The organism is Rhodococcus sp. T7 (assembly GCF_009872365.1).
Taxonomy (GTDB): Bacteria; Actinomycetota; Actinomycetes; order Mycobacteriales; family Mycobacteriaceae; genus Rhodococcus_F.
Genome location: NZ_WXYH01000329.1, coordinates 34,047 through 58,084 on the forward strand (window position 1 = coordinate 34,047; position 24,038 = coordinate 58,084).

The 24,038-nt window shown below is 69.1% G+C and carries 22 protein-coding genes and 1 pseudogene; 8 read left to right on the plus strand and 15 right to left on the minus strand.

Going from position 1 to position 24,038, the window contains the following annotated elements:
* Positions 1 to 106 precede the first annotated feature (106 nt).
* Complete coding sequence (locus MLGJGCBP_RS28330) at positions 107 to 1,057, minus strand: Lrp/AsnC family transcriptional regulator (RefSeq protein ID WP_072942954.1); 951 nt, start codon at positions 1,055 to 1,057, stop codon at positions 107 to 109.
* Between the two features lie 294 nt (positions 1,058 to 1,351).
* Here MLGJGCBP_RS28330 and MLGJGCBP_RS28335 point away from each other — a divergent pair, with 294 nt between their 5' ends.
* From MLGJGCBP_RS28335 to MLGJGCBP_RS28350, 4 genes are all read left to right on the plus strand, one after another.
* Positions 1,352 to 2,494, plus strand: a complete 1,143-nt coding sequence (locus tag MLGJGCBP_RS28335; protein WP_160099658.1) for an isochorismate synthase — start codon at positions 1,352 to 1,354, stop codon at positions 2,492 to 2,494.
* On the plus strand, positions 2,491 to 3,261 hold the full coding sequence (locus MLGJGCBP_RS28340) for an SDR family oxidoreductase (RefSeq protein ID WP_160099660.1): 771 nt from the start codon (positions 2,491 to 2,493) through the stop codon (positions 3,259 to 3,261). Before MLGJGCBP_RS28335 ends, MLGJGCBP_RS28340 begins: the two co-directional genes overlap by 4 nt.
* 35 nt (positions 3,262 to 3,296) lie before the next feature.
* Positions 3,297 to 4,949, plus strand: a complete 1,653-nt coding sequence (locus MLGJGCBP_RS28345) for a (2,3-dihydroxybenzoyl)adenylate synthase (RefSeq protein WP_160099662.1) — start codon at positions 3,297 to 3,299, stop codon at positions 4,947 to 4,949.
* A 98-nt stretch (positions 4,950 to 5,047) separates the two neighbouring features.
* Positions 5,048 to 5,470: a nitroreductase family deazaflavin-dependent oxidoreductase gene (locus MLGJGCBP_RS28350; protein WP_160099664.1), complete on the plus strand. Its 423-nt coding sequence runs from the start codon at positions 5,048 to 5,050 to the stop codon at positions 5,468 to 5,470.
* Between the two features lie 72 nt (positions 5,471 to 5,542).
* Here MLGJGCBP_RS28350 and ppsA read toward each other — a convergent pair whose 3' ends face one another.
* The 3 genes and pseudogenes from ppsA to MLGJGCBP_RS28365 all read right to left on the minus strand — a co-directional run.
* On the minus strand, positions 5,543 to 7,924 hold the full coding sequence (ppsA, locus tag MLGJGCBP_RS28355) for a phosphoenolpyruvate synthase (protein ID WP_160099666.1): 2,382 nt from the start codon (positions 7,922 to 7,924) through the stop codon (positions 5,543 to 5,545).
* Complete coding sequence (locus tag MLGJGCBP_RS28360) at positions 7,921 to 8,775, minus strand: pyruvate, water dikinase regulatory protein (protein WP_087557739.1); 855 nt, start codon at positions 8,773 to 8,775, stop codon at positions 7,921 to 7,923. The genes ppsA and MLGJGCBP_RS28360 overlap by 4 nt, the downstream gene beginning before the upstream one ends.
* A gap of 314 nt (positions 8,776 to 9,089) precedes the next feature.
* Positions 9,090 to 9,461, minus strand: a pseudogene (locus tag MLGJGCBP_RS28365) (MarR family transcriptional regulator); the annotation flags it as partial.
* A gap of 71 nt (positions 9,462 to 9,532) precedes the next feature.
* Here MLGJGCBP_RS28365 and MLGJGCBP_RS28370 point away from each other — a divergent pair.
* Positions 9,533 to 10,276: an NRDE family protein gene (locus MLGJGCBP_RS28370; RefSeq protein WP_160099668.1), complete on the plus strand. Its 744-nt coding sequence runs from the start codon at positions 9,533 to 9,535 to the stop codon at positions 10,274 to 10,276.
* A gap of 36 nt (positions 10,277 to 10,312) precedes the next feature.
* Here the strand turns inward: MLGJGCBP_RS28370 and MLGJGCBP_RS28375 are convergent, their stop codons facing one another.
* The 3 genes from MLGJGCBP_RS28375 to MLGJGCBP_RS28385 form a co-directional block, all read right to left on the minus strand.
* The gene (locus MLGJGCBP_RS28375) at positions 10,313 to 10,726 is read right to left on the minus strand and encodes an HIT family protein (protein WP_160099670.1); all 414 of its coding nucleotides are present in this window, start codon (positions 10,724 to 10,726) and stop codon (positions 10,313 to 10,315) included.
* Positions 10,727 to 10,800: 74 nt separating this feature from the next.
* Positions 10,801 to 12,222, minus strand: a complete 1,422-nt coding sequence (gene purB, locus MLGJGCBP_RS28380; protein WP_087557742.1) for an adenylosuccinate lyase — start codon at positions 12,220 to 12,222, stop codon at positions 10,801 to 10,803.
* Positions 12,223 to 12,244: 22 nt separating this feature from the next.
* A complete protein-coding gene (locus MLGJGCBP_RS28385; protein WP_087557852.1) occupies positions 12,245 to 12,874 on the minus strand; it encodes a TetR/AcrR family transcriptional regulator in 630 nt (209 codons plus the stop codon).
* Positions 12,875 to 12,973: 99 nt separating this feature from the next.
* Here MLGJGCBP_RS28385 and MLGJGCBP_RS28390 point away from each other — a divergent pair, with 99 nt between their 5' ends.
* Entirely contained in the window at positions 12,974 to 14,497 is a 1,524-nt protein-coding gene (locus MLGJGCBP_RS28390; RefSeq protein ID WP_160099672.1) for an alpha/beta fold hydrolase, read from the plus strand.
* Here MLGJGCBP_RS28390 and MLGJGCBP_RS28395 read toward each other — a convergent pair.
* The 6 genes from MLGJGCBP_RS28395 to MLGJGCBP_RS28420 form a co-directional block, all read right to left on the minus strand.
* Positions 14,484 to 15,164 (minus strand): DUF998 domain-containing protein, encoded by a 681-nt coding sequence (locus MLGJGCBP_RS28395; RefSeq protein WP_160099674.1) that lies wholly within the window; start codon positions 15,162 to 15,164, stop codon positions 14,484 to 14,486. The two genes, MLGJGCBP_RS28390 and MLGJGCBP_RS28395, sit on opposite strands and share 14 nt — an antisense overlap.
* A 93-nt stretch (positions 15,165 to 15,257) precedes the next feature.
* Positions 15,258 to 15,854: a PepSY domain-containing protein gene (locus MLGJGCBP_RS28400; protein ID WP_160099676.1), complete on the minus strand. Its 597-nt coding sequence runs from the start codon at positions 15,852 to 15,854 to the stop codon at positions 15,258 to 15,260.
* A gap of 105 nt (positions 15,855 to 15,959) precedes the next feature.
* Positions 15,960 to 16,379: a DUF1707 SHOCT-like domain-containing protein gene (locus MLGJGCBP_RS28405; RefSeq protein ID WP_160099678.1), complete on the minus strand. Its 420-nt coding sequence runs from the start codon at positions 16,377 to 16,379 to the stop codon at positions 15,960 to 15,962.
* 56 nt (positions 16,380 to 16,435) lie between these two features.
* Positions 16,436 to 16,723, minus strand: a complete 288-nt coding sequence (locus tag MLGJGCBP_RS28410; RefSeq protein WP_160099679.1) for a PLDc N-terminal domain-containing protein — start codon at positions 16,721 to 16,723, stop codon at positions 16,436 to 16,438.
* A 91-nt stretch (positions 16,724 to 16,814) separates the two neighbouring features.
* Positions 16,815 to 17,981, minus strand: coding sequence for a pyridoxal phosphate-dependent aminotransferase (locus tag MLGJGCBP_RS28415; RefSeq protein WP_087557748.1), 1,167 nt, complete (start codon positions 17,979 to 17,981; stop codon positions 16,815 to 16,817).
* A 23-nt stretch (positions 17,982 to 18,004) separates the two neighbouring features.
* Complete coding sequence (locus MLGJGCBP_RS28420; protein ID WP_160099680.1) at positions 18,005 to 18,913, minus strand: LysR family transcriptional regulator; 909 nt, start codon at positions 18,911 to 18,913, stop codon at positions 18,005 to 18,007.
* 131 nt (positions 18,914 to 19,044) lie between these two features.
* Here MLGJGCBP_RS28420 and MLGJGCBP_RS28425 point away from each other — a divergent pair, with 131 nt between their 5' ends.
* Both MLGJGCBP_RS28425 and MLGJGCBP_RS28430 read left to right on the plus strand, forming a co-directional pair.
* Positions 19,045 to 20,433, plus strand: coding sequence for an MFS transporter (locus tag MLGJGCBP_RS28425; protein ID WP_160099681.1), 1,389 nt, complete (start codon positions 19,045 to 19,047; stop codon positions 20,431 to 20,433).
* On the plus strand, positions 20,430 to 21,182 hold the full coding sequence (locus MLGJGCBP_RS28430) for a 3-hydroxybutyrate dehydrogenase (RefSeq protein ID WP_160099682.1): 753 nt from the start codon (positions 20,430 to 20,432) through the stop codon (positions 21,180 to 21,182). Before MLGJGCBP_RS28425 ends, MLGJGCBP_RS28430 begins: the two co-directional genes overlap by 4 nt.
* Positions 21,183 to 21,253: 71 nt before the next feature.
* Here MLGJGCBP_RS28430 and purD read toward each other — a convergent pair whose 3' ends face one another.
* Positions 21,254 to 22,507, minus strand: a complete 1,254-nt coding sequence (purD, locus tag MLGJGCBP_RS28435; protein WP_087557752.1) for a phosphoribosylamine--glycine ligase — start codon at positions 22,505 to 22,507, stop codon at positions 21,254 to 21,256.
* Positions 22,508 to 22,613: 106 nt separating this feature from the next.
* Positions 22,614 to 23,939: an FAD-dependent oxidoreductase gene (locus tag MLGJGCBP_RS28440; RefSeq protein ID WP_160099683.1), complete on the minus strand. Its 1,326-nt coding sequence runs from the start codon at positions 23,937 to 23,939 to the stop codon at positions 22,614 to 22,616.
* Between the last annotated feature and the right edge of the window lie 99 nt (positions 23,940 to 24,038).

Sequence of the window (24,038 nt, forward strand, 5' to 3'; positions counted from 1 at the left end):
CGGATCACAGCACTCAACCGCTGAGGGAGGTTCGGCGAAATCGGCCACCGAGCTGTCGGAGATCGCAATCAGACGCGTCGGAGGGGCCGTCTGATGTCGAAATCCGTCACATCACCCTGCCGCTGCGCTTGACCGCCTGCACCACCATGTTGGTTTCCAGCGCCAGCGCGTCCGCCACCCACGGGGCGGTGGTGATGTAGTCGTAGAGCACCGACTCGTCGGGTGCGGCGATGTTGGCGACCACCTGGTACTCGCCCGCCGTGCCCGCGGCGTACCGCACGTAGGGCATCTCGAGCATCCCCCGCACCAGCGGTTCGATCCGGTTGCGCTGAGTCTTGATGAACAGCATCGCCTCGGCCCGCAGCCCGAACAGCGCCGGATCCACCACCACCCGGAGACTGATCGCGCCCTCGGTGAGCAGCGACTGGACGCGTCGCCGGGCCGTCGCCTCGGACACCCCCGCGGTCCGGGCGAGCGCCGTGGTGCCCACCCGCCCGTTCTGCATGAGTTCGCGGATGATGGTGCGGTCGATGGGATCCCGCGTTCCGCGTTCCAGATCGGTGAGGAACGACGCCGGAGGCGCGACCCCGCCGATCGATTCCTTCTCGGCCGGGGTCAGCACCCCGGCCTCCCATTCGCGGACCGTGCGGAAGTACCGCAGCACGGGGTCCGTCCAGCTCCGGACGACGCCCATCGTCGCGGGCAGTTCGTCCATGACGAGTTTCGGGAGGCGGTCCCGGGACACGTGGATCTCGGCCACACAGTCGGCGGTGCCGGTGAGGATGTACACGAAGATGCAGTCACTGCGCTGGGCGAGGGCGCTCGCCGCCACCCGCACCGTTCCCGGCGAGCACTGGAGGCGGACGATCGCGGTGCCGCCGCTGTTCGCGACGGCGGTGACGGCCACCCGGCCGGACTCGAGGAGCGCGATGCCGTGCCGGGTGACGTTCCGCTCGGGTTCGCCGAGCGCCTGGGCGATCCGGCTCCACGAGCACCGCCCGTCGACCTGGAGGGCGGCGACGATCCGCTGATCGAGCGAGAACCTGCGTTCGGTCATTGCAGAACCCTGCCCTCCATGCCTTTGCGTCACGGACGACGTCCCCGACGACGCCACGTGTGCATGCGATGGTAGGCCAGTCCCTGACGTGCAGAACTCCGATCCGGTCGCGGGTCGAATCGCACCCGCGCATGGAGGATCGAAACCGCTGGACTGCAGGCAAATACGTCCCGGTCTCGGACCGCCGGCCGAGAAGGTGAGCCGCCAAAGGTTAGGCTAACCGTATATGGTCGAGGTGTGACGGCGCGCGTCGCGACGCGCGCCGCAGTTGTCCACTACGAAAGGTGATCGCACATGCAGTCGACGGCCGTTGCCGGGTCCGCAGAGACTTCGGCGGATCTTCCGCCGGGCGCGCCGTTCGTCCTCTCCCGCCCGCACGGCACCGTGATCGCCGACGGCATCCGCACCGGATTCGACTCCGCCCGCGACGCCGCCGCCGCCTTGAAGAGCGGCACCGTCACCTCGGTGGCCGGCGCGCTCGCCTTCGACCCGTCGCATCCGGCAGCGCTCGTCGCACCGCACACGCTGCGACATCACCCGGGCAGCTGGACTCCTCGCCTGCAGACACTTCCGCACGTGCGCGCCGGAGCGTCGGTCCCGCCGGAGGACGAGCACCTCGCCCGCGTCGCCGCCGCGATCCACGTGCTGCGCGAACCGGAGGCCGCACTGCACAAGGTGGTGCTCGCCCGATCGGTCGTCCTGCACGCCGAAGAACCGCTGCACCCGCACACGCTGCTCGCAAGACTCGTCGCGAACGACCTCGGCGGCAACGGCTTCAGCGTCGATCTGAGCGCCGCGGGCCCCGGCTGGTCGGGACGGCACCTCGTCGGCTCGAGCCCGGAGGTCCTCATCCGCCGCCGCGGCGACACCGTGACCTGCCATCCTCTCGCCGGCTCGGCTCCCCGGCACACCGACCCCGAGATCGACCGGCAGACAGCGAAGAACCTCGCCGCGTCGGAGAAGAACCTGCACGAGCACGCCCTCGTCGTCGACGCGCTGCGCGCGAGCCTCGAACCGTTCTGCACCGAACTCGACATCCCCGACCGGCCCACCCTCACCAGCACCCCGCAACTGTGGCACCTCGGCACACCCGTAACGGGACGGCTACGGGACCGTTCGGTGACCGCACTGGACCTCGCCGTCGCCGTGCACCCGACACCGGCCGTGTGCGGAACCCCCACCGACGCCGCGCGTGCGCTGATCGGCGAACTCGAGGGCGACCGCGGCTTCTACGCCGGCGCCGTGGGATGGGCCGACGCCGACGGTGACGGCGAATGGATGGTAACCATCCGGTGCGCGCAGATCGACGCCGACGGCACCACCGTCACGGCGTACGCGGGCGGGGGCATCGTCGCCGCCTCCGAACCGGACGACGAACTCGCCGAGACCACAACCAAACTGGGCACCGTCCTCGCGGCACTGGGACTTCCCCGATGAGCGGCACGACACTCGTCGTCGGGGCGGCGCAGGGCATCGGGCGGGCCACCGCCGTCACCCTGTCGCGGTCCGGCCACCGCCTGGTACTGCTCGATCGCGACGCCGACGGCCTCGCCGCCACCGCCGCACTGCTCGACACCCCTCCGCTCGGCACCGCCGTCATCGACATCCGCGACACCGACACCGTCACGGACACGGTCCGCCGGATCGAGGACGAGCACGGCCCCGTCGCCGCTCTCGCGCACGTGGCCGGGATCCTCGAGACCGGGTCGGTGCTCGACGCCGATCCCGCGAGCTGGCAGCGCGTGTTCGACGTCAACGTCACCGGCCTCGTCAACGTGCTGCGGGCCGTCGGCACCGGAATGCGGGCCCGCTCAGCCGGTTCCATCGTCGTGGTCGGTTCCAACGCCGCCGGCGTCCCCCGCACCGGGATGGGCGCGTACGGCGCGTCCAAGGCCGCCGTCGCGATGATCGTCCGGGTGCTCGGCCTCGAACTCGCCGAATACGGGATCCGCGCCAACATCGTCGCCCCCGGCTCGACGGACACCGCGATGCAGCGGTCGCTGTGGTCGGACCCCGCCTACGACAACGGGGCGCGCGGCGCGATAGACGGCGACCTGGGCTCGTTCAAGGTCGGCATCCCGCTGGGCCGCATCGCCGACGCCGCCGACATCGCCGACTCCGTCGAGTTCCTCCTGTCGGACCGGGCGCGGCACATCACCATGCAGGCGCTCTACGTCGACGGCGGCGCCACCCTCCAAGCCTGACGGCCCGAACAGCCATGCCCGTGAAAGGACTTTCGATGACCACGAGCGTTCGCGCTCCCCTGGAGACCACCACCGGCTATCCCGCCGAACTCGTCGCACGCTACCGTGCCGCCGGGTACTGGACGGACGAGACGTTCCAGCAGTTCCTGGGCGCCCGCGCCGAGCGATTCGGGGACGCGATCGCCGTGACCGGACCGGACGCGTCCGGGACCGATCGCGCCCTCACCTACCGGGAACTGTCCGACCGCGCCGACCGGCTGGCCGCCGGGCTGCAGTCGTCGGGGGTGCAACCCGGCGACCGGGTGGTGGTGCAACTGCCGAACATCGTCGAGTACGTCGAGGTGATCTTCGCGGTGTTCCGGCTCGGGGCGCTGCCGGTGTTCGCGTTGCCCGCGCACCGCTCCCAGGAGATCTCCTACTTCTGCAGTTTCGCCGACGCCGCGGCCTACGTCGTCACCGACACGCACGCCGGCTTCGACTACCGCGCGCTCGCCCGCGACGTGGTGGCGTCCGCGGAGAACCCGCCGAGAGTCTTCGTGGCCGGCGACGCGGAGGAGTTCACCTCCCTCGACGAACTGAGGACGGCGGAACCGATCGCGGACGAGCCGGCGGCGGGTCCGGAATCCGTGGCGTTCCTGCAGCTCTCGGGCGGAACCACCGGGGTGTCGAAGCTGATCCCGCGCACCCACACCGACTACCTGTACTCGGTGCGCGAGTCGGACCGCATCTGCGGCATCGACGAGAACACCCGCCTGCTGGTCGTTCTCCCTGCGGCGCACAACTTCCCGATGAGCTCCCCGGGCATCCTCGGCGTGCTGCACGCCGGTGGCCGCGTGGTGCTCGCCCCGGATCCGAGTCCCGACACCGCGTTCGCGCTCATCGAGCGGGAGGGCGTCACGATCGCGTCGCTGGTGCCGCCGCTCGCGTTGGCGTGGCTGTCCGCCGCCGCACGCACGGAACGGGACACCTCGAGCCTCGAGGTGCTGCAGGTCGGCGGCGCCAAGTTCAGCGCCGAGGCCGCCAAGCGGGTGCGCCCCGAACTCGGGTGCACGCTGCAGCAGGTGTTCGGGATGGCCGAGGGCCTGGTCAACTACACCCGGCTCGACGACGCCGAAGACACGATCGTCACCACCCAGGGCAGGCCGATCAGCCCCGACGACGAGGTGCGCGTCGTCGACGACCACGGCGAACCCGTCCCGAGCGGCGCGTCCGGTCATCTGCTCACCCGCGGCCCCTACACCATCCGCGGGTACTACCGCGCCCCCGAACACAATTCGACGGCGTTCACCGAGGACGGCTTCTACCGCACCGGCGACATCGTCCGGCTCACCGACAACGGCTATCTCGTCGTCGAGGGCCGCGCGAAGGACCAGATCAACCGCGGCGGCGAGAAGGTGGCCGCGGAAGAGGTCGAGAACCATCTGCTCGCGCACCCCGCCGTCGCCGACGTCGCGGTCGTGTCGATGCCCGACCGGTACCTCGGCGAACGCAGTTGCGCGTTCGTCGTCGTCCAGGGTGAGCAGCCGAAGGCCGTCGAACTCAAGAAGTTCGTCCGCGGCCGCGGACTCGCCGACTACAAGGTGCCCGACAAGGTGGTGTTCGTCGACGAGTTCCCGGTCACCGGTGTCGGCAAGATCAGCAAGCCGGAACTGCGCCGGGCACTGGAGAAGACGTTCGTCACGCCGTGACGCCGGCTACCACCAACCCGATTGACGCCGGCACGGGTTCGTCGAGGGTTTTCGCGCACCGTGGAATGACGAGCGCCTCGGAGGCGTTGGCGATGAGTATGAGCGATCAGCCAGAACTCAGCCCCGAGGGGTGGGTACGTGACCAGACCGAGAAGATCCTGGAACAGGGTACGACCGACGGCGTCCAGGTGTTGGACCGTCCGATCGTCCTGTTCACCACCACCGGGGCGAAGTCCGGCAAGAAGCGCTACGTCCCGTTGATGCGGGTCGAGGAGGACGGCAGGTACGCGATGGTTGCGTCCAAGGGCGGCGCACCCGGCCACCCGTCGTGGTACTTCAATGTGAAGGCGCACCCGCAGATCTCGGTGCAGGATGGGACGACGGTTCGCGACCTCACCGCGCGTGAGATCGACGGCGCCGAGCGCGAGCACTGGTGGAAGCTGGCGGTGGCCGCTTTTCCGCCGTATGCGGAGTACCAGACCAAGACCGAACGACGGATCCCGGTCTTCGTGCTCGAGTGACCTGCACTCGCGGCTGAAGGACCGTCGTTCCCAACGCACTCCGCGGCGCGAAGTGCGTTGGGAGCGGTCGGTTCAGCCGAGTGCGGCCAAGCGTGTCCAGGTGTCGACGACGGTGTCCGGGTTCAGCGACATGGACTCGATGCCCTGTTCGAGCAACCATTCGGCGAGATCGACATGGTCGCTGGGCCCCTGCCCGCAGATACCCACGTACTTGCCGCGCGCCTTGCACGCCGAGATCGCCGCTGCGAGCATGTGCTTCACAGCGGGGTCACGTTCGTCGAAGGAGTCTGCGACAAGCGCGGAATCGCGGTCGAGCCCGAGCGTCAACTGCGTCATGTCGTTCGATCCGATGGAGAACCCGTCGAAGTGGTCCAGGAACGCGTCGGCGATGACCGCGTTCGAAGGCACCTCGCACATCATGATGACCTCGAGTCCGTTCTCGCCGCGGCGAAGGCCGTGCGAGGCCAGCAGCGAGATGACACCTTCGGCCTCGGTGAGGGTTCGGACGAACGGGATCATGACCTTGACGTTGGTCAGGCCCATCTCGTCGCGGACGTACTTCAGAGCGGCGCACTCCATGGCGAAACAGTCGGCGAAGTCCTTCGACAGGTACCGCGACGCGCCGCGGTAGCCGATCATCGGGTTCTCCTCCTCGGGCTCGTAGAGTTCGCCGCCGACGAGCTTCGCGTACTCGTTGGACTTGAAGTCCGACATGCGCACGATCACCGGATGCGGCGCGAAGGCTGCCGCGATCGTCGCGACGCCCTCGGCGACCCGGTCCACGAAGAACTCGCGGGCGCCCGGATAGGCGGCGATCGCCTCACCGATCTGCTCCTTCAGCGGCCCGTCGAGGGTGTCGAAGTCGAGCAGGGCCTTCGGGTGGATACCTATTTGGCGGTTGATGATGAACTCGAGGCGCGCGAGTCCGACACCACTGTTCGGCAGGCGGGAGAATGCGAACGCCTGTTCAGGGGTGCCGACGTTCATCATGATCTTGGTGCTGATCTCGGGCATCGCCTCGATCGAGGACTCGGTGACGTCGAAGTCGAGCAGCCCTTCGTACACGTAACCGGTGTCGCCCTCCGCGCACGAGACCGTCACCTCGCGACCGGCGGTGAGCGACCGCGTGGCCCCACCGGTACCGACGACGGCGGGAATGCCCAGTTCGCGGGCGATGATCGCGGCGTGACAGGTGCGACCACCGCGGTTGGTGACGATGGCGCCGGCGCGCTTCATGATCGGCTCCCAGTCGGGGTCGGTCATGTCCGCGACGAGCACCTCACCGGCCTGGAACTCGTGCATCTGTTCCACCGATTCGAGCACCCGGACGGCGCCGGCTCCGATGCGCGCGCCGATCGCCCGGCCTTCGACGAGGACCGTGCCGGTCTCGTTGAGCCGGTACCGCTGCTGGCCGGTCACCGCGGCCCGCGACTGCACGGTCTCCGGACGCGCCTGCAGGATGTACAGCTCGCCGTCGACGCCGTCCTTGCCCCACTCGATGTCCATCGGACGCCCGTAGTGCTCCTCGATCAGCAGCGCCTGGCGGGCGAGCGCCTCGACCTCCGCGTCGGTGAGGCTCAGCAGTCGCCGATCCACGGGCTCGACGTCGACGAACTCCGTCGTCCGGCCGACCGAGCGGTCGGCGGTGTAAACCATCTTGGTCGCTTTCGATCCGACGCCGCGCTTGAGAACCGCAGGACGGCCCGCGCGCAGGGCAGGCTTGTACACGTAGAACTCGTCGGGGTTCACCGCACCCTGGACGACGGCCTCACCCAGGCCGTACGAGGAGGTCACGAACACAGCGTCGGCGAAGCCCGACTCTGTGTCGATGGTGAACACGACCCCGGACGTGCCGATGTCGGAGCGCACCATCTTCTGCACGCCCGCGGACAGAGCGACGGCGTCGTGGTCGAACTTGTGGTGCACCCGGTACGCGATGGCGCGATCGTTGTACAGCGACGCGAACACCTCGTGCATCGCCTGCAGGATCGCGTCGATGCCGCGCACGTTGAGGAAGGTCTCCTGCTGTCCGGCGAAGGACGCGTCCGGAAGGTCCTCGGCGGTCGCGCTGGACCGCACGGCGAACGACGCGTCGTCCGATCCGCCCGACAGCTCCGCGTACGCCGTCCGGATGTCGGCCTCGAGATCGGTCGGGAACGGCTGCTTCATGACCGCCGCGCGGATCTCGCGGCCCGCCTCGGCCAGCGCCTGGACGTCGTCGGTGTCGAGGTCGGCGAGCCGCGCACTGATCTTCTCGGCCAGGACGGTGCCCGCAGCGCTCGGTTGATTCACGAATCGGCGGAACGCGTCGGCGGTCGTCGCGAAGCCGTTGGGGACCCGGACCCCGACGTTGGTCAGGTTGCGGACCATCTCGCCCAGAGACGCGTTCTTGCCGCCGACCTGCTCGAGATCGGCGAGGCCGAGGTCGGCGAACCATCGGACGTTGCTGTTCATGGACGGGCTCCTGAATCGTGACGGTGGGCCCTGCGTGCGAGCACTTGCAGGATGAGTGTGGACATTTCTTCGACGGATTTGGCCGACGAGTCGATAACGGGCAGGTCGTGCGTGCGGTACAGCTCCTCCGCCCGCTTGAGTTCGTAAGCGCACTGGCGCAGCGACGCGTACGTCGAGTCTGGGCGACGTTCCGTCCGGACCGCGCAGAGACGAGCCGCGGTGGTGATTATCCCGAAACAGCGGTCCTGCAGATGCAGGATGGGGCGTGGCAGGTCGGTGCTCACCAGATCCTCGTCGACCAGAGGGTAGTTCGCGACACGAAGTCCGTGTTGCAGTGCGAGGTACATGGTCGTCGGGGTCTTGCCGCAGCGCGACGGCGCAACCAGGATCACGTCGGCCTTGTCCAGCGTGCGGACACTTTGGCCGTCGTCGTGTTCGATCGCGTACTCGACGGCCTGCATACGCGCGTTGTAGCGCTTGACATCGCCCACGCCGTGCAGGCGCGCGGGGGTCCGGGCGCCCCGGGTGCCGAGGATGGACTCGACCTGCTGCATGTGCATGTCGAAGAAATCGATCACAGGTGCGCGGGTCCGCTGCAATTCGTGACGGACGTCATCGAGCGCGGCCGTGACGAACACCAGGGGTGTCATGCCGCGGTCCATCGTGGCGTCGATCCTGCGCACGACCTCGCGGGCGTCGTCGGGCGTGGTGATGAACGGGATCACTGTCCGCTCGAACCGGTGGTCGGGAAAGTGCAGGAGCAGGGCGTTGCCCATGGTCTCCGCGCTGATCCCGGTGCTGTCCGAGAGGAAGAAAACCGGGATCGTGTCACCGGCATACGTCTCAATCACCGGCCCATTCCTATCGTCGCCGTCACACGGTGGGCTCCATCTTTTCCTAGACGCTTTTCGAGCTGTCAGGCAGGTCGCGTAACGGGCCGTTGATGAGGTGTTCACGGAGGTCCACGAGCTCGGCCGAGGGAACAGCCCGACCACGGTCCGACACCCCGGCCTCGTCGCCGGCCCCGGTGTCTGTCCGTCGGTCAGGGCGACGATCACGTCGGGGCGACCGGTGCCGCGGTCCCCGAACCGGTAGGTCACGTGCGACAGTTCCAGCGCGTGGTGGGACGGCCGCTGTCGTGCGGCGGCCTTCTCCCTGCGAAATATCATCGGGCGACCTCCTGATCGCTGTCCCCGGTGCGATCCGGATGGAGCGCCCCGGCGAGGCGGGTGAGAGCGGGAATGGCGGTTTCGATGGCCGCCCTGTCCTCGGCACTCAGCCCGTCGAATACGGCGGCGACCTCGACATTGCGGCGGTCGCGCCACCGCTCGACCTGCGACCGCGCCGCGTCCGTGAGCGCCAGGCGGGCGACGCGACGGTCGGACTCGTCCCGCACCCGTTCGATCAGCCCGGCGTCCGTGAGTTGCCGCACGAGGGTGGAGACGGTGTTCGCGGCGAGGCCCAGCACCTCCCCCGCGGCGTCCGCGACGGAGGTGCCGGGCCTGCGGCGCAGCAGTCGCACCAACTCCACCTGCCTCCACCTGCGACCCAGGGCGGCTACGCTCGGCCCTGCAACCGTGTAGTCGAGGGTGACGAGGAGCCGTCCGTATGTGCCTGGTCCTGTTCGCCTGGCATACCCGCCCCGACCTCCCCCTCGTCGTCGCGGCCAACCGCGACGAGTTCTACGCCCGCCCCACCGAACCGCTGCGCCGTTGGGACGACGGGTTCGTCGCGGGCCGCGATCTGCTCGCGGGCGGAACGTGGATGGGCATCTCCGACACCCTGCGGTTCGCGGCCGTCACCAACGTCCGCGACGGCGCCCCCGCGACCGGGGCCCGGTCCCGCGGAGACCTGCCCGTCGACTTCCTCCGCGGTCGGCTCTCGCCCGCCGACCACGCCGAACAGGTGGCCGCGACCGGCGCCGAGTACGGCAGCTTCAACCTGCTCGTCGGCGATTCCGCGGAACTGTGGTGGGTCACCAACCGGCCCCACGGTCGCAGGCGGCGCGTCGAACCCGGCGTCCACGGCCTGTCCAACGCCGAGCTCGACACCCCGTGGCCGAAGGTGACCGGCGGCAAACAGGCGTTCGCCGCCGCGCTCGCCGCCGACGACGGCAGCCCCGAATCGGATCCCGGGGCGTACTTCGACGTGCTCGCCGACAGCGATCCGGCGCCGTGGGACGCGCTGCCCGACACGGGCATCGAACCCGAACTCGAACGCGCCCTGTCGTCCCGGTTCATCCGCCACGGCAAGTACGGGACGCGGGCATCGACCCTGCTGCGGGTCCGGCCGGACGGCACCTACGACATCACCGAACGACGGTTCGACGAGAACGGCCCCCTCCCCACGTGAGCGGCAAAGTGTGCTCCCGCACGCTTTGCCACTCCCCTAGGAGAGGGAGGACCGGATGACGCCCGCCGTCTGATCGAGCGCGATCCGGCTCGGCGACTTCGGCATTCCACGGAGCCCGAACCCGTCACCGGCAGTGCGCGGAACGACGTGCAGGTGGACGTGGAAGACCTCCTGGCCGGCGGCGATCCCGTCGGCCAGGAACAGGTTGACACCCTGCGCCCGCATCGGCCCGTGCCGCAACGCGGTCGCGAGGCGCTGCCCCACCGCGAACACCGCCGCACCGTCGCCCGGATCGAGGTCGGCGAGCCCGCTCGCGTGCCGCTTCGGGACCACCAGCAGATGTCCGGACGTCCACGGCCGGATGTCCATGAACGCCAGCACGTTCTCGTCCTCGTGCACGACGCTGGCATCGGATCGGCCCGACACGATCTCGCAGAAAATGCAGTTCACGTAGGCACCTCCGGTGCTTGTGCGCCTTTTTGGTAGTCCCAGCTACCAGAAAGGCGCACGGGCGGCGAAGCCGCCTACAGGATCGGGGACGGCTGGTAGGCGGCCGCCTCGGGGTTGGCGTCGACGAGCTTCTGCACCTGCGCCACGACCGTGGCGACCTGCGCCTCGGCGGCACCGATGAACGCCTTCTTGTCGGCGAGAGCCTCGTCGAGGGCGGCCCGGTCGAGGGGCAGCCGATCGTCGGCGGCGAGACGGTCGAGGAGGTCGGGCTCCTTGCCCTGCTCGCGCATCGCCAGCGCGACGGCGACGGCGTGTTCCTTGATGACCTCGTGCGCGGTCTCCCGGCCCACTCCCGCCCGCACCAGGGCCATCAGGACCTTGGTGGTGGCGAGGAACGGCAGGTACCGGGTGAGTTCCTTCTCGATGACGGCGGGGTAGGCGCCGAATTCGGCGAGCACCGTCAGGAACGTCTCGATCAGTCCGTCGATCGCGAAGAACGCGTCCGGCAGCGCGACGCGGCGCACCACCGAGCAGAACACATCACCCTCGTTCCACTGCGCGCCCGCCAGCTCGGCGGCCATCGACGCGTAGCCGCGGAGCACGACCTGCAGTCCGTTGACGCGCTCACAGGAACGGGTGTTCATCTTGTGCGGCATCGCCGACGACCCGACCTGGCCGGGCTGGAAGCCCTCGGTGACCAGTTCGTGGCCTGCCATCAGTCGGATGGTGTGCGCAAAGGACGACGGCCCGGCCGCCACCTGCACCAGCGCGGACAACACGTCGTGGTCCAGCGACCGCGGGTACACCTGGCCGACGCTCGTGAACACGTGGGAGAAGCCGAGGTGCTCGGCGACCTTCTGCTCCAGAGCCTCCAGCTTGGACGCGTCGCCGTCGAGGAGGTCGAGCATGTCCTGCGCGGTGCCCATGGGGCCCTTGATGCCGCGCAGCGGGTAGCGGTCGATCAGCTCGCGCAGCCGGGTGAGCGCGACGAGCAGTTCGTCGGCGGCGGACGCGAACCGCTTGCCCAGCGTGGTGGCCTGCGCCGCGACGTTGTGCGAGCGGCCTGCCATGACGAGGCTGCTGTACTCGGCGGCCCGCTCGGCCAGCCGGGCCGCGACCGCGACACCGTGTGCGTGGACGTGCTCGAGCGACCGCAGGATCTGCAGTTGCTCGACGTTCTCGGTGAGGTCGCGGCTGGTCAGCCCCTTGTGGACCTGCTCGTGGCCGGCGAGGGCGTTGAACTCCTCGATGCGGGCCTTCACGTCGTGGCGGGTGACGCGCTCACGGTCGGCGATGGAGTCGAGGTCCACCTGCTCGAGCACGCGTTCGTAGTCGGCGAGCGCCTCGGCCGGCACGTCGATCCCGAGTTCCGCCTGGGCCCGCAGCACGGCGATCCACAGCTGACGCTCGAGGATGATCTTGTGCTCGGGCGACCACAACTCGACGAGTTCGGGGCTGGCGTAACGGTTGGCAAGGACGTTCGGGATGCGGCTCACGAGTCCTCAGTTTACGGCGGCGCTACAGCTCGACGTGGTCCGGCCGGTCGAGGGCGGGCGCGACGACGTCGACGACGTCGAGCAGCATCGCCCGGGCGAGGGCCCGCAGGTCGGCGTCGTGCTCGCCGAGCGCGGTGACCACGGCTCCGTCGACGACGGCGACGAGCCGCCGGAGTTGCTCCTGCCGGACGTCGCGGTCGGAGCGCCGCAGGGCCTCGGTGAGGACGTCGTCCAGTTGCGCGCGCAACCGCAACTGGACTTCCCGCAGTTCGGGGCGACGCGCGCAGGCCGTGAACCGCTCGTACCGGGAGATCAGCCGCTCGCGGCAGTCCTCACTGATCAGGGCCGGTCCGACGAGCAAATCGAGGAGGAGGTCGACGGTGGATTCGCGTCCGCGGCGCCGGTGCGTTACGTCCTCGACGCGGCCGCGCATGACAGCGAGGTCGCGGTTGCCGTTGCATTCGACGGCCTTCGCGATCAGGTCGTCCAGGGACTCGAAATAGTAGGTGGTCGACGCGAGCGGAAGGTCGGCGCGGGTGGCCACCGAGCGGTGCCGGACCGCGTCGAATCCACCTTCGAGCAGGAGATCGGCGGCAGCCTCGACCAGCGCCTGTCGGCGCCTTTCGCCCTTCGGAGTTGCCGCGGATGACACCAATTCATCCTGCCAGCCGCGGGTGCCGCACCACGGCAGATTGGGCGACAGACCGCGAAGTATGTGGGTGGTGCCGCGCACCCGCGTAGCGTCGGGAAGATGCGGGTGTCGGTGCGGATGCTGGCCCTGGGATTCGCGGCGGCGGCGCCGATGGTCCTTGCGTCGGCGTGCGGGTCCGACGACGATCCGGCACCCGATCCGGCGGCCGTCTTCACCGCCACCGCGTGCCCGTCGCCGAACGTCCCCGGACTGCCGCAACTGGACCTCGGCGCCGAGTTCAGCTGCGGCACGTTGACCGTGCCGGAGGACCGCTCCCGTCCGGACGGACGACGCATCGAACTGGCCGTGACGCGGCTCGGTGCCACGTCCGCGACCCCACGACCCGACCCTCTCCTCTACCTGACGGGAGGTCCGGGCGGGCCCGCGCTGGCGAGCGCCGCCCAGGTCGCGCCGCTCGGTCTGAACCGCGACCGCGACGTCCTGTTCCTCGGCCAGCGCGGCACCATGCACTCCGACCCGTTCCTGGCATGCCCCGAGATCGACGAGTTCCAGGCGGCGCAGACGGGCCTGAGCCCGCTCGATCCGGCGACCGCACCGCTCGACGCCGAGGCCACCCGGACCTGCCGCGACCGGGGCGCGGTTGGCGGCTACGACCTCGGCGCGTACGACACCAGGGAGAACGCCGCCGACGTCGCGGATCTGCGGGTGGCGCTCGGCCTCGACGAGTGGAACATCTACGGCGTCTCGTATGGCACCGACCTCGCTCTCACCGTGCTCCGCGACCACCAGGACGGCATCCGCAGCGTGGTGCTGGACTCGGTCGTTCCGACGCAGAACAACATCATCGAGGGCTTCTGGCCTGGCGCCGCCGAGGGGTTCCGCGCACTGTTCGACGCGTGCGCGGCCCAGCCGGCGTGCGCCGCGGCGTACCCGGGCCTGAAGGACGAATTCACCGCGACCGTGAACCGGCTGGCCGCCGCGCCGCTGACCGTCGACCTGTCCGGCAGACGCGTCGTGCTCGACGGGTACACCTTCGCGAATCTGGTGATTCAGCAGAGCCTCGCGCCGGGCAACTACGCCGGACTCCCCGCGCTCGTCCACGCGACCGCCAACGGCGACGGCGTCCCGGCCGCGACCGCACTGCTCGGCACGGTGACGCCGCCCGGCCTCATCGGCTACGGACTGACATTCGGGGTGTTCTGCGGTGAGCAGACGGCGTTCACCGACCCGGGGCAGGTTGCCGCCACCGCGAAGCGGGCGCTCCCGGACTTCCCGGACGCGGTGCTGTCGCTGGTGCCGCAGGCCGCCCGGATCTTCGACGACTGCGACATCTGGGACGTGCCCGCGTCCGACTCCCGCGTGCACGAGCCCACGGGAAGTAACGTGCCGACCCTGATCCTCACCGGGTCGCTCGACGCCGTCACCCCGCCGTCGCAGGCGCGCACCGCTGCCGCCACTTTGTCGCGGTCCGAGGTGCTCGAGTTCCCCGGGCTCGGCCACGACGTGCTGCAGTCCTCGGACTGCGCCCCGGCCGTCACGGTCGGCTTTCTCGAGCAGCCGACCGGCGGCCACGACACGAGTTGCCTGACACGGGTGCAGATGCCGGTGTTCACGACCGGGTGAGAGCCCGCGGCAGGCTGGCGAGGCGACGGAGCCGCAGCGCGATCGCCACCAGCGCCGGGAACGTCACGGCGAGAATTGTCATGCGCTGGAGGAGCCCGGCGATCTCGTGCAACGGCGCGCCGCCCGGCATCGCGAACCTGCCGAGCAACACGAAACAGCCCAGACCGACGATCCCGGCGACCCCGACGTAGCGCGCCAGGCCGCGCCACCGCGGATCGGCGGCGAACCGGCGCGACAGCACCACCAGGGCGAGGGCGCTGCAGGAGAAGAACGTGACCCCCGCGATCACGTGATGGCCCGGGTCGTAGGGCTCCCCTGCCGGATCCTCGCGCAACGGAAACACGGCGGCGAGTATCAGCCCCACTGCTGCCACGCCGAGCAGAGCGGGCCCGGCCCAGCCGTACCGCGTGTTCGCGATGCCGCGGTGCAGTCCGGCCGCGAAGATCGTCAGCAGCACGGCGAAGGCCAGGAAGTTCAGCTGCTGGATCCAGCCACTCGGGTCCGCCTCGAGAGCACTGATCGGGTCGGCGATCCGGCTGTAATCGTCCCGGAGGAACGTCTCCTGGACGAAAAATCCCGCGGTGAACAGCACCGGACCCGCGACGCCCGCGCGGGCCGCCCACCGCTGGAAGTCGGGGTGTGACAGACGAACTGACGTGGTGACCATGACCACGACGCTAGGGCGACGTCGCCCCCCGGACATCGGGTAATTCACCCATCTTCCCGAAGGTGATCACCTGAGTCGTTCTACCCACAGCAGTCAGTTGTCGGGGAGGACGGCTCCGGTCGCCTGGTCGACGTTCACGTCGTAGTCCCAACCCTTGGCGTCGCGGATGTGAATGTGCCACACCGGCTTACCGTCCCGCTGCTGCTGCTCCGAATTCGAGACCGTGCCACCCGGGACCGTCGCGAGAGCGATCTGCTCGGCCTGCTGCTGGGTCACCGCGCCAGCGGGGGGTGCGGGCGCGGCGGTCGTGGTGGTCTGCCCGTCCTGACTGTCGGACTCCACCGTGCCGGTCGTCGCGTCGACGTTCACGTCGTAGTCCCAGCCCTTGGCGTCGCGGATGTGGACGTGCCACACCGGCTTACCGTCCCGCTGCTGCTGCTCCGAGTTCACGACCGTGCCACCCGGAACCGTCGCGAGAGCGGTCTGCTCCGCCTGTTCCTTGGTAACCACCGCGGCCCCCGCGGCGCTCGTGGCCATGGGCGACGACGTCATCGCTGCCGGGGCCGACGTCGTGGCACTGGCGGAGGTCGACGGGGTGTCACTGCTGTCGGAACCGCATCCGCCCAGCAGCAGCGCGGAGGCCGCGACTACCGGGATCAGGCTCGCACAGCGCACAATTCTGGTGGTCATCGTGGCTCCTCGATCGCTCGACGGCGTCAAACCTGCCTGTCAGAGTACGGGAGCCACAACCGACCTCGCGGTAGTTTTCGCCAGTTCCCGGCCCGAGTCAGACCCTCACCACGCGCGACAGGACCGCCGTCCGAAGCTGCGCCGGGCGAGGACGAGCCAGACGATGGGCAGGAAGACGAGCGGGGGGATGCGGACCAGCGCGACCCACAGAATCGCGGCGAGGATGGCCACCACGAACACGAGTACCCGCAGTGCCGCCGCCTCCCGCCCCGGGTCGCGTCGTACGCGCACCCGTTCGGGTTCGGACGTGAAGCGCTGCGTGTCCGGAAGATCCGCGAAGAGCGGCACGAGGTCGCCGGCGGTCTTGGCGAGGTACGCCGCCTGCACCCGGGCGTCGAACTCGTCGGTCTCGAGCCGTCCGGCTGCGAAATGGTCGGCGAGTGCCGCCGCTGCTTGCTCCCGCTCCACGGTCCCGATGCGGACTCCGCCAGGAAGGGGTGGCTGTGGATGACTGATGTCGCTCATGTCGTCGCCTCGCGCCTGGTTTGTAACACTGTAATCCTAGCCACAGTGTAGGCCTTCTATTCCTGGTCGCGCCCGTGGAAACCCTGCCGGCGCTGTTCCTCCGCGCGTTCGCGGCACCGCCGCACGAACTCGGCTTCCTCCGGGTCGGCAGGCAGCCGATCGCTCGGAATCTTCTGCGGCCGCCCGGCCACGATCCACAGCACCGAGCCGACGAGCGGAAGCAACAGCACGATCACCAGCCAGCCCTCCTTCGAGAGGTTCCGGAACTGGTCGTCGTCGGTGGTGACGGCGTCGGCGAAGCACAGGACCCACAACACGAATGCGAGCAACGCGACGTACAGCATCGCCGTTCTCCTTGCCTGGCGCCCCCGAACACGCAGTGCGCCCAAGTCCATCGAACAACTGCTGCGACGCCGCCGCAAGAGCGAACTGCGGCTACAGCCAGCGGCCCAGTCGCACCAGGGATTCCCGGACCTCCGCCGTGGATCCGGCGAACGACAGCCGGACAGTCCGGTCTCCGTGGACGGTGTCGAAATCGATGCCGGGGGCCAGCGCCAGACCGGTGTCCTGCAGCAGCCGCGAGCACCATTCCGTCGACGTCGCGCCGTGGGTTCCGCCGAGCAGGTGCCCGATGTCGGCGTACACGTAGAACGCCCCGTCGGCGGGTGCCAGGTCGGTGATGCCCAGCTCGGGGAGTCCGGTCAGCAACAGTTCCCGGTTGACGGCGTAGCGCTGGACGTGGCCGTCGAGTTCGGCCCTCGATTCCTCGGTGAACGCGGCGATCGCCGCGTACTGGGAGATGGCGGGCGGGCACACCGTCATGTTCGACGCCAGCCGCTGCAACGGCCTGCGCAGCCCCTCGGGCACCAGCATCCAGCCCAGCCGCCAGCCCGTCATCGAGAAGTACTTGGACACCGAGCCCACGACGACGGACTCACGCGACGTCTCCCACGAGCTGGTCATCGCCTGCTCGCCGTATCCGATGCCGTGGTAGATCTCGTCGGAGATCAGCAGCGTCCCGTGAGCGTCGCACCAGCGGGCGAGAGCGGCCAGTTCGCCGGGGTCGATGACGGTGCCGGTGGGGTTGGCAGGGCTCGCGACGATCAGTCCGGCGGGCGGCTCGGGCAGGGCGTCGAGCATCGCGACCGTCGGCTGGAACCGGGTGTCGGCTCCACAGTCGATCTCGATGACGTTGCAGCCGAGCGCGGCGAGCGTGTTCCGGTAGGCCGGGTAGCCGGGGCGGGCCACCACCACGGTGTCGCCGACGTCGAAGGCGGCGAGGAACAGCAGCGTGAACGCGCCGGAGGAACCGGTGGTCACGACGACGTCCTCGGCGTCGACGTCGATTCCGGATTTGCCGGCGTGATATCCGGCGATCGCCTCCCTCAGCGGCAGGATCCCGAACGTCTCCGTGTACCCGAGCAGGTGACCGTCGAGCACTTCCCGCGTCGCGCGGAGAACCGGCTGCGGCGCGGGGGTGGACGGCTGCCCGGCGGCGAGGGTCAGGACGTCGCCGTGGGTGCGCTGACGTTCGGTGGCGGCCTTCCACACGTCCATCACGTGGAAGGTCTGGATGTTGGACCGCTGGGATTCGGGACGCACCCCATGACGCTAGCGTGAGCCGCTCACTCCCCCGCCAACGCGTCCCGCTGCGATTCCACCGTCTCCCGGATCGCCCCCACCACCGCCGCGACCTCCGGTCGTCGCAGTGACTCGGGCCGCGCCACGAGCCAGTACGCCAGCGTGGCCTCGACCTGCCCGGGCAGCACCCGCACGAGGTCGTCGTGGCGGTCGGCCATGAAGCACGGCAGCAGCCCGATGCCTGCCGAGGCCCTGGTGGCCTCGACGTGCACGAACACGTTGGTCGACGTCACCGATTCGCGCATCGAGACGGTGAGGCGGCGCGCCAGGTCGAGTTCGTCGACCTGCAGCATCGAGTCGATGAAGTAGACGAGTGAGTGATCGGCCAGATCACTGACCCGCGTCGGGGTGCCCTTTTCGGACAGATACGACCGCGCGCCGTACAGGCCGAGGGTGTAGTCGGCCAGCCACAGCGCCTCCGCCCGGTGCACCTGCGGTTTGCCCACGACGATCTCGATGTCGAGTCCCGACCGCTGCTGCGAGGCCCGGCGGGTGATCGCGACGATCTCCACGGACACGTCCGGGTGCCTGCTGCGGATCAGCGCGCCTGCGGGCGCCGCGATGTAGGCGCTGAACCCGTCGGTCGCCGATACCCGGACGACGCCCTTCAGGTGGTCGGCGCCGCCGGGTTCGGCGACGAGTCCGTGGACGGCGGCCTCCACGCGTTCGGCGGCGGTCAGCGCCTGCCGCCCGAGGTCGGTGAGTTCCCACCCGCCGGCGGCCTTCACGAGTACCCGGCCGCCGAGGCTCTTCTCGAGGCTCGCGATCCGGCGCGAGATGGTCGTGTGGTTGACCCCCAGGTCGTCGGCGGCCGTGTTGAAGCGGCCGGTCCGTCCCACTGCCAGCAGGACGAGGAGGTCGTCGGCGCTGGGCATGGCTGCTCCGGAGGTCATCTGTGCATATTTGCACATGCCGGTTGCAGGTTGCGTCATTGTGTGCGCACAAATATGCATCAATACTCGGCAGGACCAATGAACTGTGCCCCCAGTCACAACGGGGTACGGAGTGTGAAGAGGAGCGACAGATGAGCGTCGACGAAACAGCGCACGCGAAAGAAACCCCGCCGTCCGGGCTGAAGAAGGTGGTCGGCGCGTCCATGGCCGGCACCGTCGTCGAGTGGTACGAGTTCTTCCTCTACGGAACCGCGGCGACGCTCGTGTTCAGCAAGGTCTTCTTCGCGGCAGGCGGCAACGAACTCGACGCGATCATCGCGGCGTTCGTGACCTACGCCGTGGGCTTCGTCGCCCGGCCCCTCGGCGGCATCGTCTTCGGTCACTTCGGCGACAAGTTCGGCCGCAAGCAACTGCTCCAGTTCAGCCTCCTCCTCGTCGGAACGGCCACGTTCCTGATGGGCTGCCTGCCCACGTACGGCCAGATCGGGTACTGGGCCCCCGCCCTGCTCGTCACCCTCCGCTTCATTCAGGGATTCGCCGTCGGCGGCGAGTGGGGCGGCGCGGTGCTGCTGGTGGCCGAGCACAGCCCCAACAAGTCCCGCGGCTTCTGGGCGTCGTGGCCGCAGGCCGGTGTGCCCGCGGGCAACCTCGTCGCGACCGTGGTCCTGCTGATCCTCACGACGACGCTTTCCGACGAGTCCTTCCTCAGCTGGGGCTGGCGCGTGGCGTTCTGGCTGTCCGCCGTCATCGTCCTCGTCGGCTACTACATCCGCACCAAGGTGACGGACGCGCCGATCTTCATCCAGGCGCAGAAGGAAGCGGAACACGTCAAGGAGACGTCGTTCAGCGTCTTCGAGGTGCTCAAGCGTTACCCCCGCGGCGTGCTGACGGCGATGGGCCTGCGCTTCGGTGAGAACGTCATGTACTACCTCGTGGTCACGTTCTCGATCACGTACCTCAAGGTCGTCGTCCACACGGACACCGCGCAGATCCTCTGGTGGATGCTGATCGCCCACGCCGTGCACTTCGCCGCGATCCCGCTCGTCGGGCGGCTCTCGGACACGATCGGCCGCCGTCCCGTCTACATGATCGGCGCACTGACCGCGGGCACGTGGGGCTTCTTCGCCTTCCCGATGATGAACAGCGGGCACAACGCCGTCATCCTCAGTGCGATCATCATCGGCCTGGTGTTCCACGCGTTCATGTACGCCGGTCAGCCGGCGATCATGGCCGAGATGTTCCCGACGCGCATGCGGTACTCGGGTGTCTCCCTCGGCTACCAGGTGACGTCGATCGTGGCCGGTTCGCTGGCGCCGATCATCGCGGCCAGCCTGCTCAGCAAGTACGACTCGGCCGTTCCGATCGCGATCTACCTGGCGATCGCCTGCCTGATCACCGCCGTCGCCGTCGTCGTCGCCCGGGAGACCAAGGGCATCTCGCTCGAGTCGATCGACGCGGCGGACGCGCAGGTCCTCGCGGACGAGAAGGCCGCAGGCGCGAAGAACGAGGTCCCGGCATGACCGAGCAGAACCTGACCGGGCGCACCGCGCTGGTCACCGGCGGCGCCAGCGGCATCGGTGCGGCCTGCGCCCGGGCGCTCGCGGCGCGCGGAGCCCACGTCACGGTCGCCGACCTCGACGACGTGGCCGCCAAGAGCCTCGCCGACGAGATCGACGGAACGGCGTGGCACGTCGACCTCCTCGACACCGATCCGCTCACCGAGTTGCGGCTCGAGACCGACATCCTCGTCAACAACGCCGGGATCCAAACCATCAGTCCCATCGAGGAATTCCGCCCCGAGGACTTCCGGCGCATCCAGTCGCTGATGGTCGAGGCGCCGTTCCTGCTGATCCGCGCCGCCATGCCGCACATGTATGCGACGGGTTTCGGCCGCATCGTCAACGTCTCGTCGGTGCACGGACTCCGCGCGTCGGCGTTCAAGGCCGCGTACGTCACCGCCAAGCACGGGCTCGAGGGACTGTCGAAGGTGACGGCCCTCGAGGGTGGCCCGCACGGCGTCACCAGCAACTGCGTCAACCCCGGGTACGTGCTGACGCCGTTGGTGCAGAAGCAGATCGCGGATCAGGCGCAGGTGCACGGCATCAGCGAGTCCGACGTGATCGAGAAGGTGATGCTCACCGAGAGCGCGATCAAGCGATTGGTGGAACCGTCGGAGGTTGCCTCCCTCGTCGCGTGGCTCGCGTCGGCCGACGCGGGCATGGTCACCGGCGCCTCCTACACGATCGACGGAGGCTGGACCGCCCGCTGACGTGGTGACGACACAGGCGTGCACCCCCGGATCATCCGGGGGTGCACGCCTGTTTCGACAGTGCTTCGACCTCAGGGAATGGCGATGCGACCCTCGACCGCGGCCAGCCCGATGTCCTTCCGGAAGTGGCTTCCCGGCAGCTTGATCGCGGAGATCTTGGAGTACGCGTCCGCGCGCGCCGCGTCGAGGTCGGCTCCGACTCCGACCACGCTGAGCACGCGACCACCGGCGGAGACCACCTGGTCGTCGACGAGCTTGGTGCCTGCGTGCAGGACGCCGTCACCGTCGGCGCCGGTGATCACGTCGCCGGTGCGCGGGGTCGCCGGGTAGTGCTCGGCTGCGACGACGACGGTCACCGCCGAGCCGTCCTGCCATTCGAGCGGGGCGACCCGGTCGAGCGTTCCGGTGGCCGCCGCGTTCAGCAGCTCCCCGAGCGGGCTCTTCAGCAGCGCGAGAACAGCCTGGGTCTCGGGGTCGCCGAATCGGCAGTTGAACTCGACGACGGCGGGGCCGTCCTTGCCGATCGCCAGCCCGGCGTACAGCAGGCCGCTGAAGGCGCTGCCGCGGGCGACGAGTTCGGCGGCGACCGGCTTCACGACGTCGTCGACGATCTGGGTCACGGTCTGCTCGGGCAACCACGGGAGCGGCGTGTAGGCGCCCATCCCGCCGGTATTGGGTCCGGTGTCGCCGTCGCCGACGCGCTTGTGGTCCTGGGCCGGCAGCAGCGGCACGACGGTCTCACCGTCGACGACGCAGAACAGCGACACCTCCGGACCGTCGAGGAAGGATTCGAGGAGAACGGGGTGGCCGTTCTCGAGCAGTTCGGCCGCGTGGTCGCGGGCGGCGTCCCGATCGGTGGTGACCACGACACCCTTGCCCGCCGCGAGTCCGTCGTCCTTGACCACCCAGTTCGGCCCGAAACGGTCCAGTGCCGCGTCCAGCTTCGCGGGCGAGTCGACGATCTCGCTGTGCGCGGTCTTCACACCGGCGGCGGCCATGACGTCCTTGGCGAACGCCTTGGACCCCTCGATGCGCGCGGCGTCGGCCGACGGACCGAAGCAGGCGATCCCCGCCGCGCGGACGGCGTCCGCGACACCGAGCACCAGCGGGACCTCGGGGCCCACCACGACGAGGTCGGCGTCCAGCTTCTTCGCGAGGGCCGCCACCGCCTCCCCGGACGCGATGTCGACCGAGTGCTGCTCGGCGATCTTGCCGATCCCGGCATTGCCGGGCGCGCACATCAGGGCACTGACACCCGGATCGCGAGCAAGGGCGAGAAGGAGGGCATGTTCACGGGCTCCGGAGCCGATAACGAGTACGCGCACGGGTGTCAGCCTACGGGCCGCGCCGAACGGGACGTCCGGAGCCTGCGGTTTCGACGGGCCACACCCCCCCGTGAGTACTTGTTAACCGCCGGCGGTTAAGAAGTACTCACGGGCGGCGGCACGCTGCCCGGTCTGCGGCGGCCAGGCCGAACACCAGGGCAGGTGCGATGCCTCCTGTGTACGCGCGGTTGTAGAGTCCGCCGGTGTCCGATCCGGCGGCGAACAGTCCGCTGATCGTGCCACCCGCTGAATCGAGGACGCGGCCGTGCTCGTCGATGCGGATGCCGTGGAACGGGAAGGTCAGGGCCGGGCATGCCTCGACGAGGTAGTACGGACCTTCGTCGAGGGGGGACGAGTCGAACCTACGCGGGGGCTGCCCGTCCGGACCGGCCGCATTGAGCGACCGGATCTGATTCGCGATCGCAGCGCCGTCGTAGCCCCACTCCTCGGGAAGATAGGCGAATTCGTCGAGATTCTCGGCGATTCCACACCGCCCTCCCCGGCGCTGTGCGAGGTCGTACTTATCGAGAGAGGCGGCGCCCTCCACGTAGCTGCCGGTGATCCAGTCGCGGTAGACCCGCGCATCGGCAACGAGCAACCCTCGCGACTCGGGCTGCTCCAGGAGGTCCATCGTGGTCAGATGGTCCCCGACGGTCTCATCCGTGAAACGACGGTTGTCGAGGTTGAACAGCAGCGCGTGCTCGCTGTAGTAGAGCGAGAGTGCGACGAAATCCGACGGGTCGCGGAATCGCACGCCCGTCGGTACGAGGTGGCCGTAGAAGCCGGACCGATCCGTCCCGGTCGCCGCGCCGACGGCCTCGGCCAGGCGTAGCCCGTCTCCCGCGCTGGTGGGATTGGAGCGCAGTTGCATCTCGCTAGCCGCGGGGTGGATGTGTGCGGAGGCCAATTCGGGACTCGCCTGGAACCCGCCTGTTGCGAGAATCGTCGCCGGGGAACGTATTTCACATTCGGTACCGTCCGCGAGCCGGACCCGCGCACCGACGACTCCACCGTCCAGCGCGAGCAGGGAGAGAGTCTCCGCACTTGTGTGCAACTCACCGCCGTGACTTCGGATTCGGCGACGACACTCGTCGATGTACCGGTTGGTGTCGAACTGATGGCCGGTGCCGTAGCGGAGTACGGTCACCGCGTCCGCGCAGTCGACGCCGAGTGACCGGATCCAGTCGATTCCGTCGGAGAACCCGTCGACGAGCGCCCGCCGTAATGCCGGATCACCGTCCGGGTTGACCTCGTCCATGACCTCGCGCGAAGGCGCGGTCCAGGCGTATCCGGCGAACTGGGCGGACCCGCCGATCGCCGCGGACTTCTCGACGACGACAACCGATTTTCCGCGAGTCGCCGCCCGCGCGGCCGCAGTCAACCCGGCCATTCCGGCGCCGATGACGAGTACGTCGGTTTCGATTTCTGCCATCCAGGGCTCCTCATCGCATGTGACCGAGTCGTTGTGTTACCAACGACACACTATCCCCTTAACTGAAGTCGGTTCAAGAACCCGGGTGAACTGCCGCCG

Bases quoted from the DNA above. Each gene is read 5' to 3' on its own strand.
- MLGJGCBP_RS28410 (WP_160099679.1), bottom strand. From the start codon at position 16,723: ATGCTGTACGTCGCGTTGCTCGCATTCGTGTTGTGGGTCCTGTGCTTC.
- MLGJGCBP_RS28350 (WP_160099664.1), top strand. From the start codon at position 5,048: ATGAGCGATCAGCCAGAACTCAGCCCCGAGGGGTGGGTACGTGACCAG.
- MLGJGCBP_RS28345 (WP_160099662.1), top strand. From the start codon at position 3,297: ATGACCACGAGCGTTCGCGCTCCCCTGGAGACCACCACCGGCTATCCC.
- MLGJGCBP_RS28440 (WP_160099683.1), bottom strand. From the start codon at position 23,939: ATGGCAGAAATCGAAACCGACGTACTCGTCATCGGCGCCGGAATGGCC.
- MLGJGCBP_RS28425 (WP_160099681.1), top strand. From the start codon at position 19,045: ATGAGCGTCGACGAAACAGCGCACGCGAAAGAAACCCCGCCGTCCGGG.
- MLGJGCBP_RS28340 (WP_160099660.1), top strand. From the start codon at position 2,491: ATGAGCGGCACGACACTCGTCGTCGGGGCGGCGCAGGGCATCGGGCGG.
- MLGJGCBP_RS28335 (WP_160099658.1), top strand. From the start codon at position 1,352: ATGCAGTCGACGGCCGTTGCCGGGTCCGCAGAGACTTCGGCGGATCTT.
- MLGJGCBP_RS28405 (WP_160099678.1), bottom strand. From the start codon at position 16,379: ATGAGCGACATCAGTCATCCACAGCCACCCCTTCCTGGCGGAGTCCGC.
- MLGJGCBP_RS28390 (WP_160099672.1), top strand. From the start codon at position 12,974: ATGCGGGTGTCGGTGCGGATGCTGGCCCTGGGATTCGCGGCGGCGGCG.
- MLGJGCBP_RS28395 (WP_160099674.1), bottom strand. From the start codon at position 15,164: ATGGTCACCACGTCAGTTCGTCTGTCACACCCCGACTTCCAGCGGTGG.
- MLGJGCBP_RS28330 (WP_072942954.1), bottom strand. From the start codon at position 1,057: ATGACCGAACGCAGGTTCTCGCTCGATCAGCGGATCGTCGCCGCCCTC.
- MLGJGCBP_RS28400 (WP_160099676.1), bottom strand. From the start codon at position 15,854: ATGACCACCAGAATTGTGCGCTGTGCGAGCCTGATCCCGGTAGTCGCG.
- MLGJGCBP_RS28430 (WP_160099682.1), top strand. From the start codon at position 20,430: ATGACCGAGCAGAACCTGACCGGGCGCACCGCGCTGGTCACCGGCGGC.
- MLGJGCBP_RS28370 (WP_160099668.1), top strand. From the start codon at position 9,533: ATGTGCCTGGTCCTGTTCGCCTGGCATACCCGCCCCGACCTCCCCCTC.
- MLGJGCBP_RS28420 (WP_160099680.1), bottom strand. From the start codon at position 18,913: ATGACCTCCGGAGCAGCCATGCCCAGCGCCGACGACCTCCTCGTCCTG.
- ppsA (WP_160099666.1), bottom strand. From the start codon at position 7,924: ATGAACAGCAACGTCCGATGGTTCGCCGACCTCGGCCTCGCCGATCTC.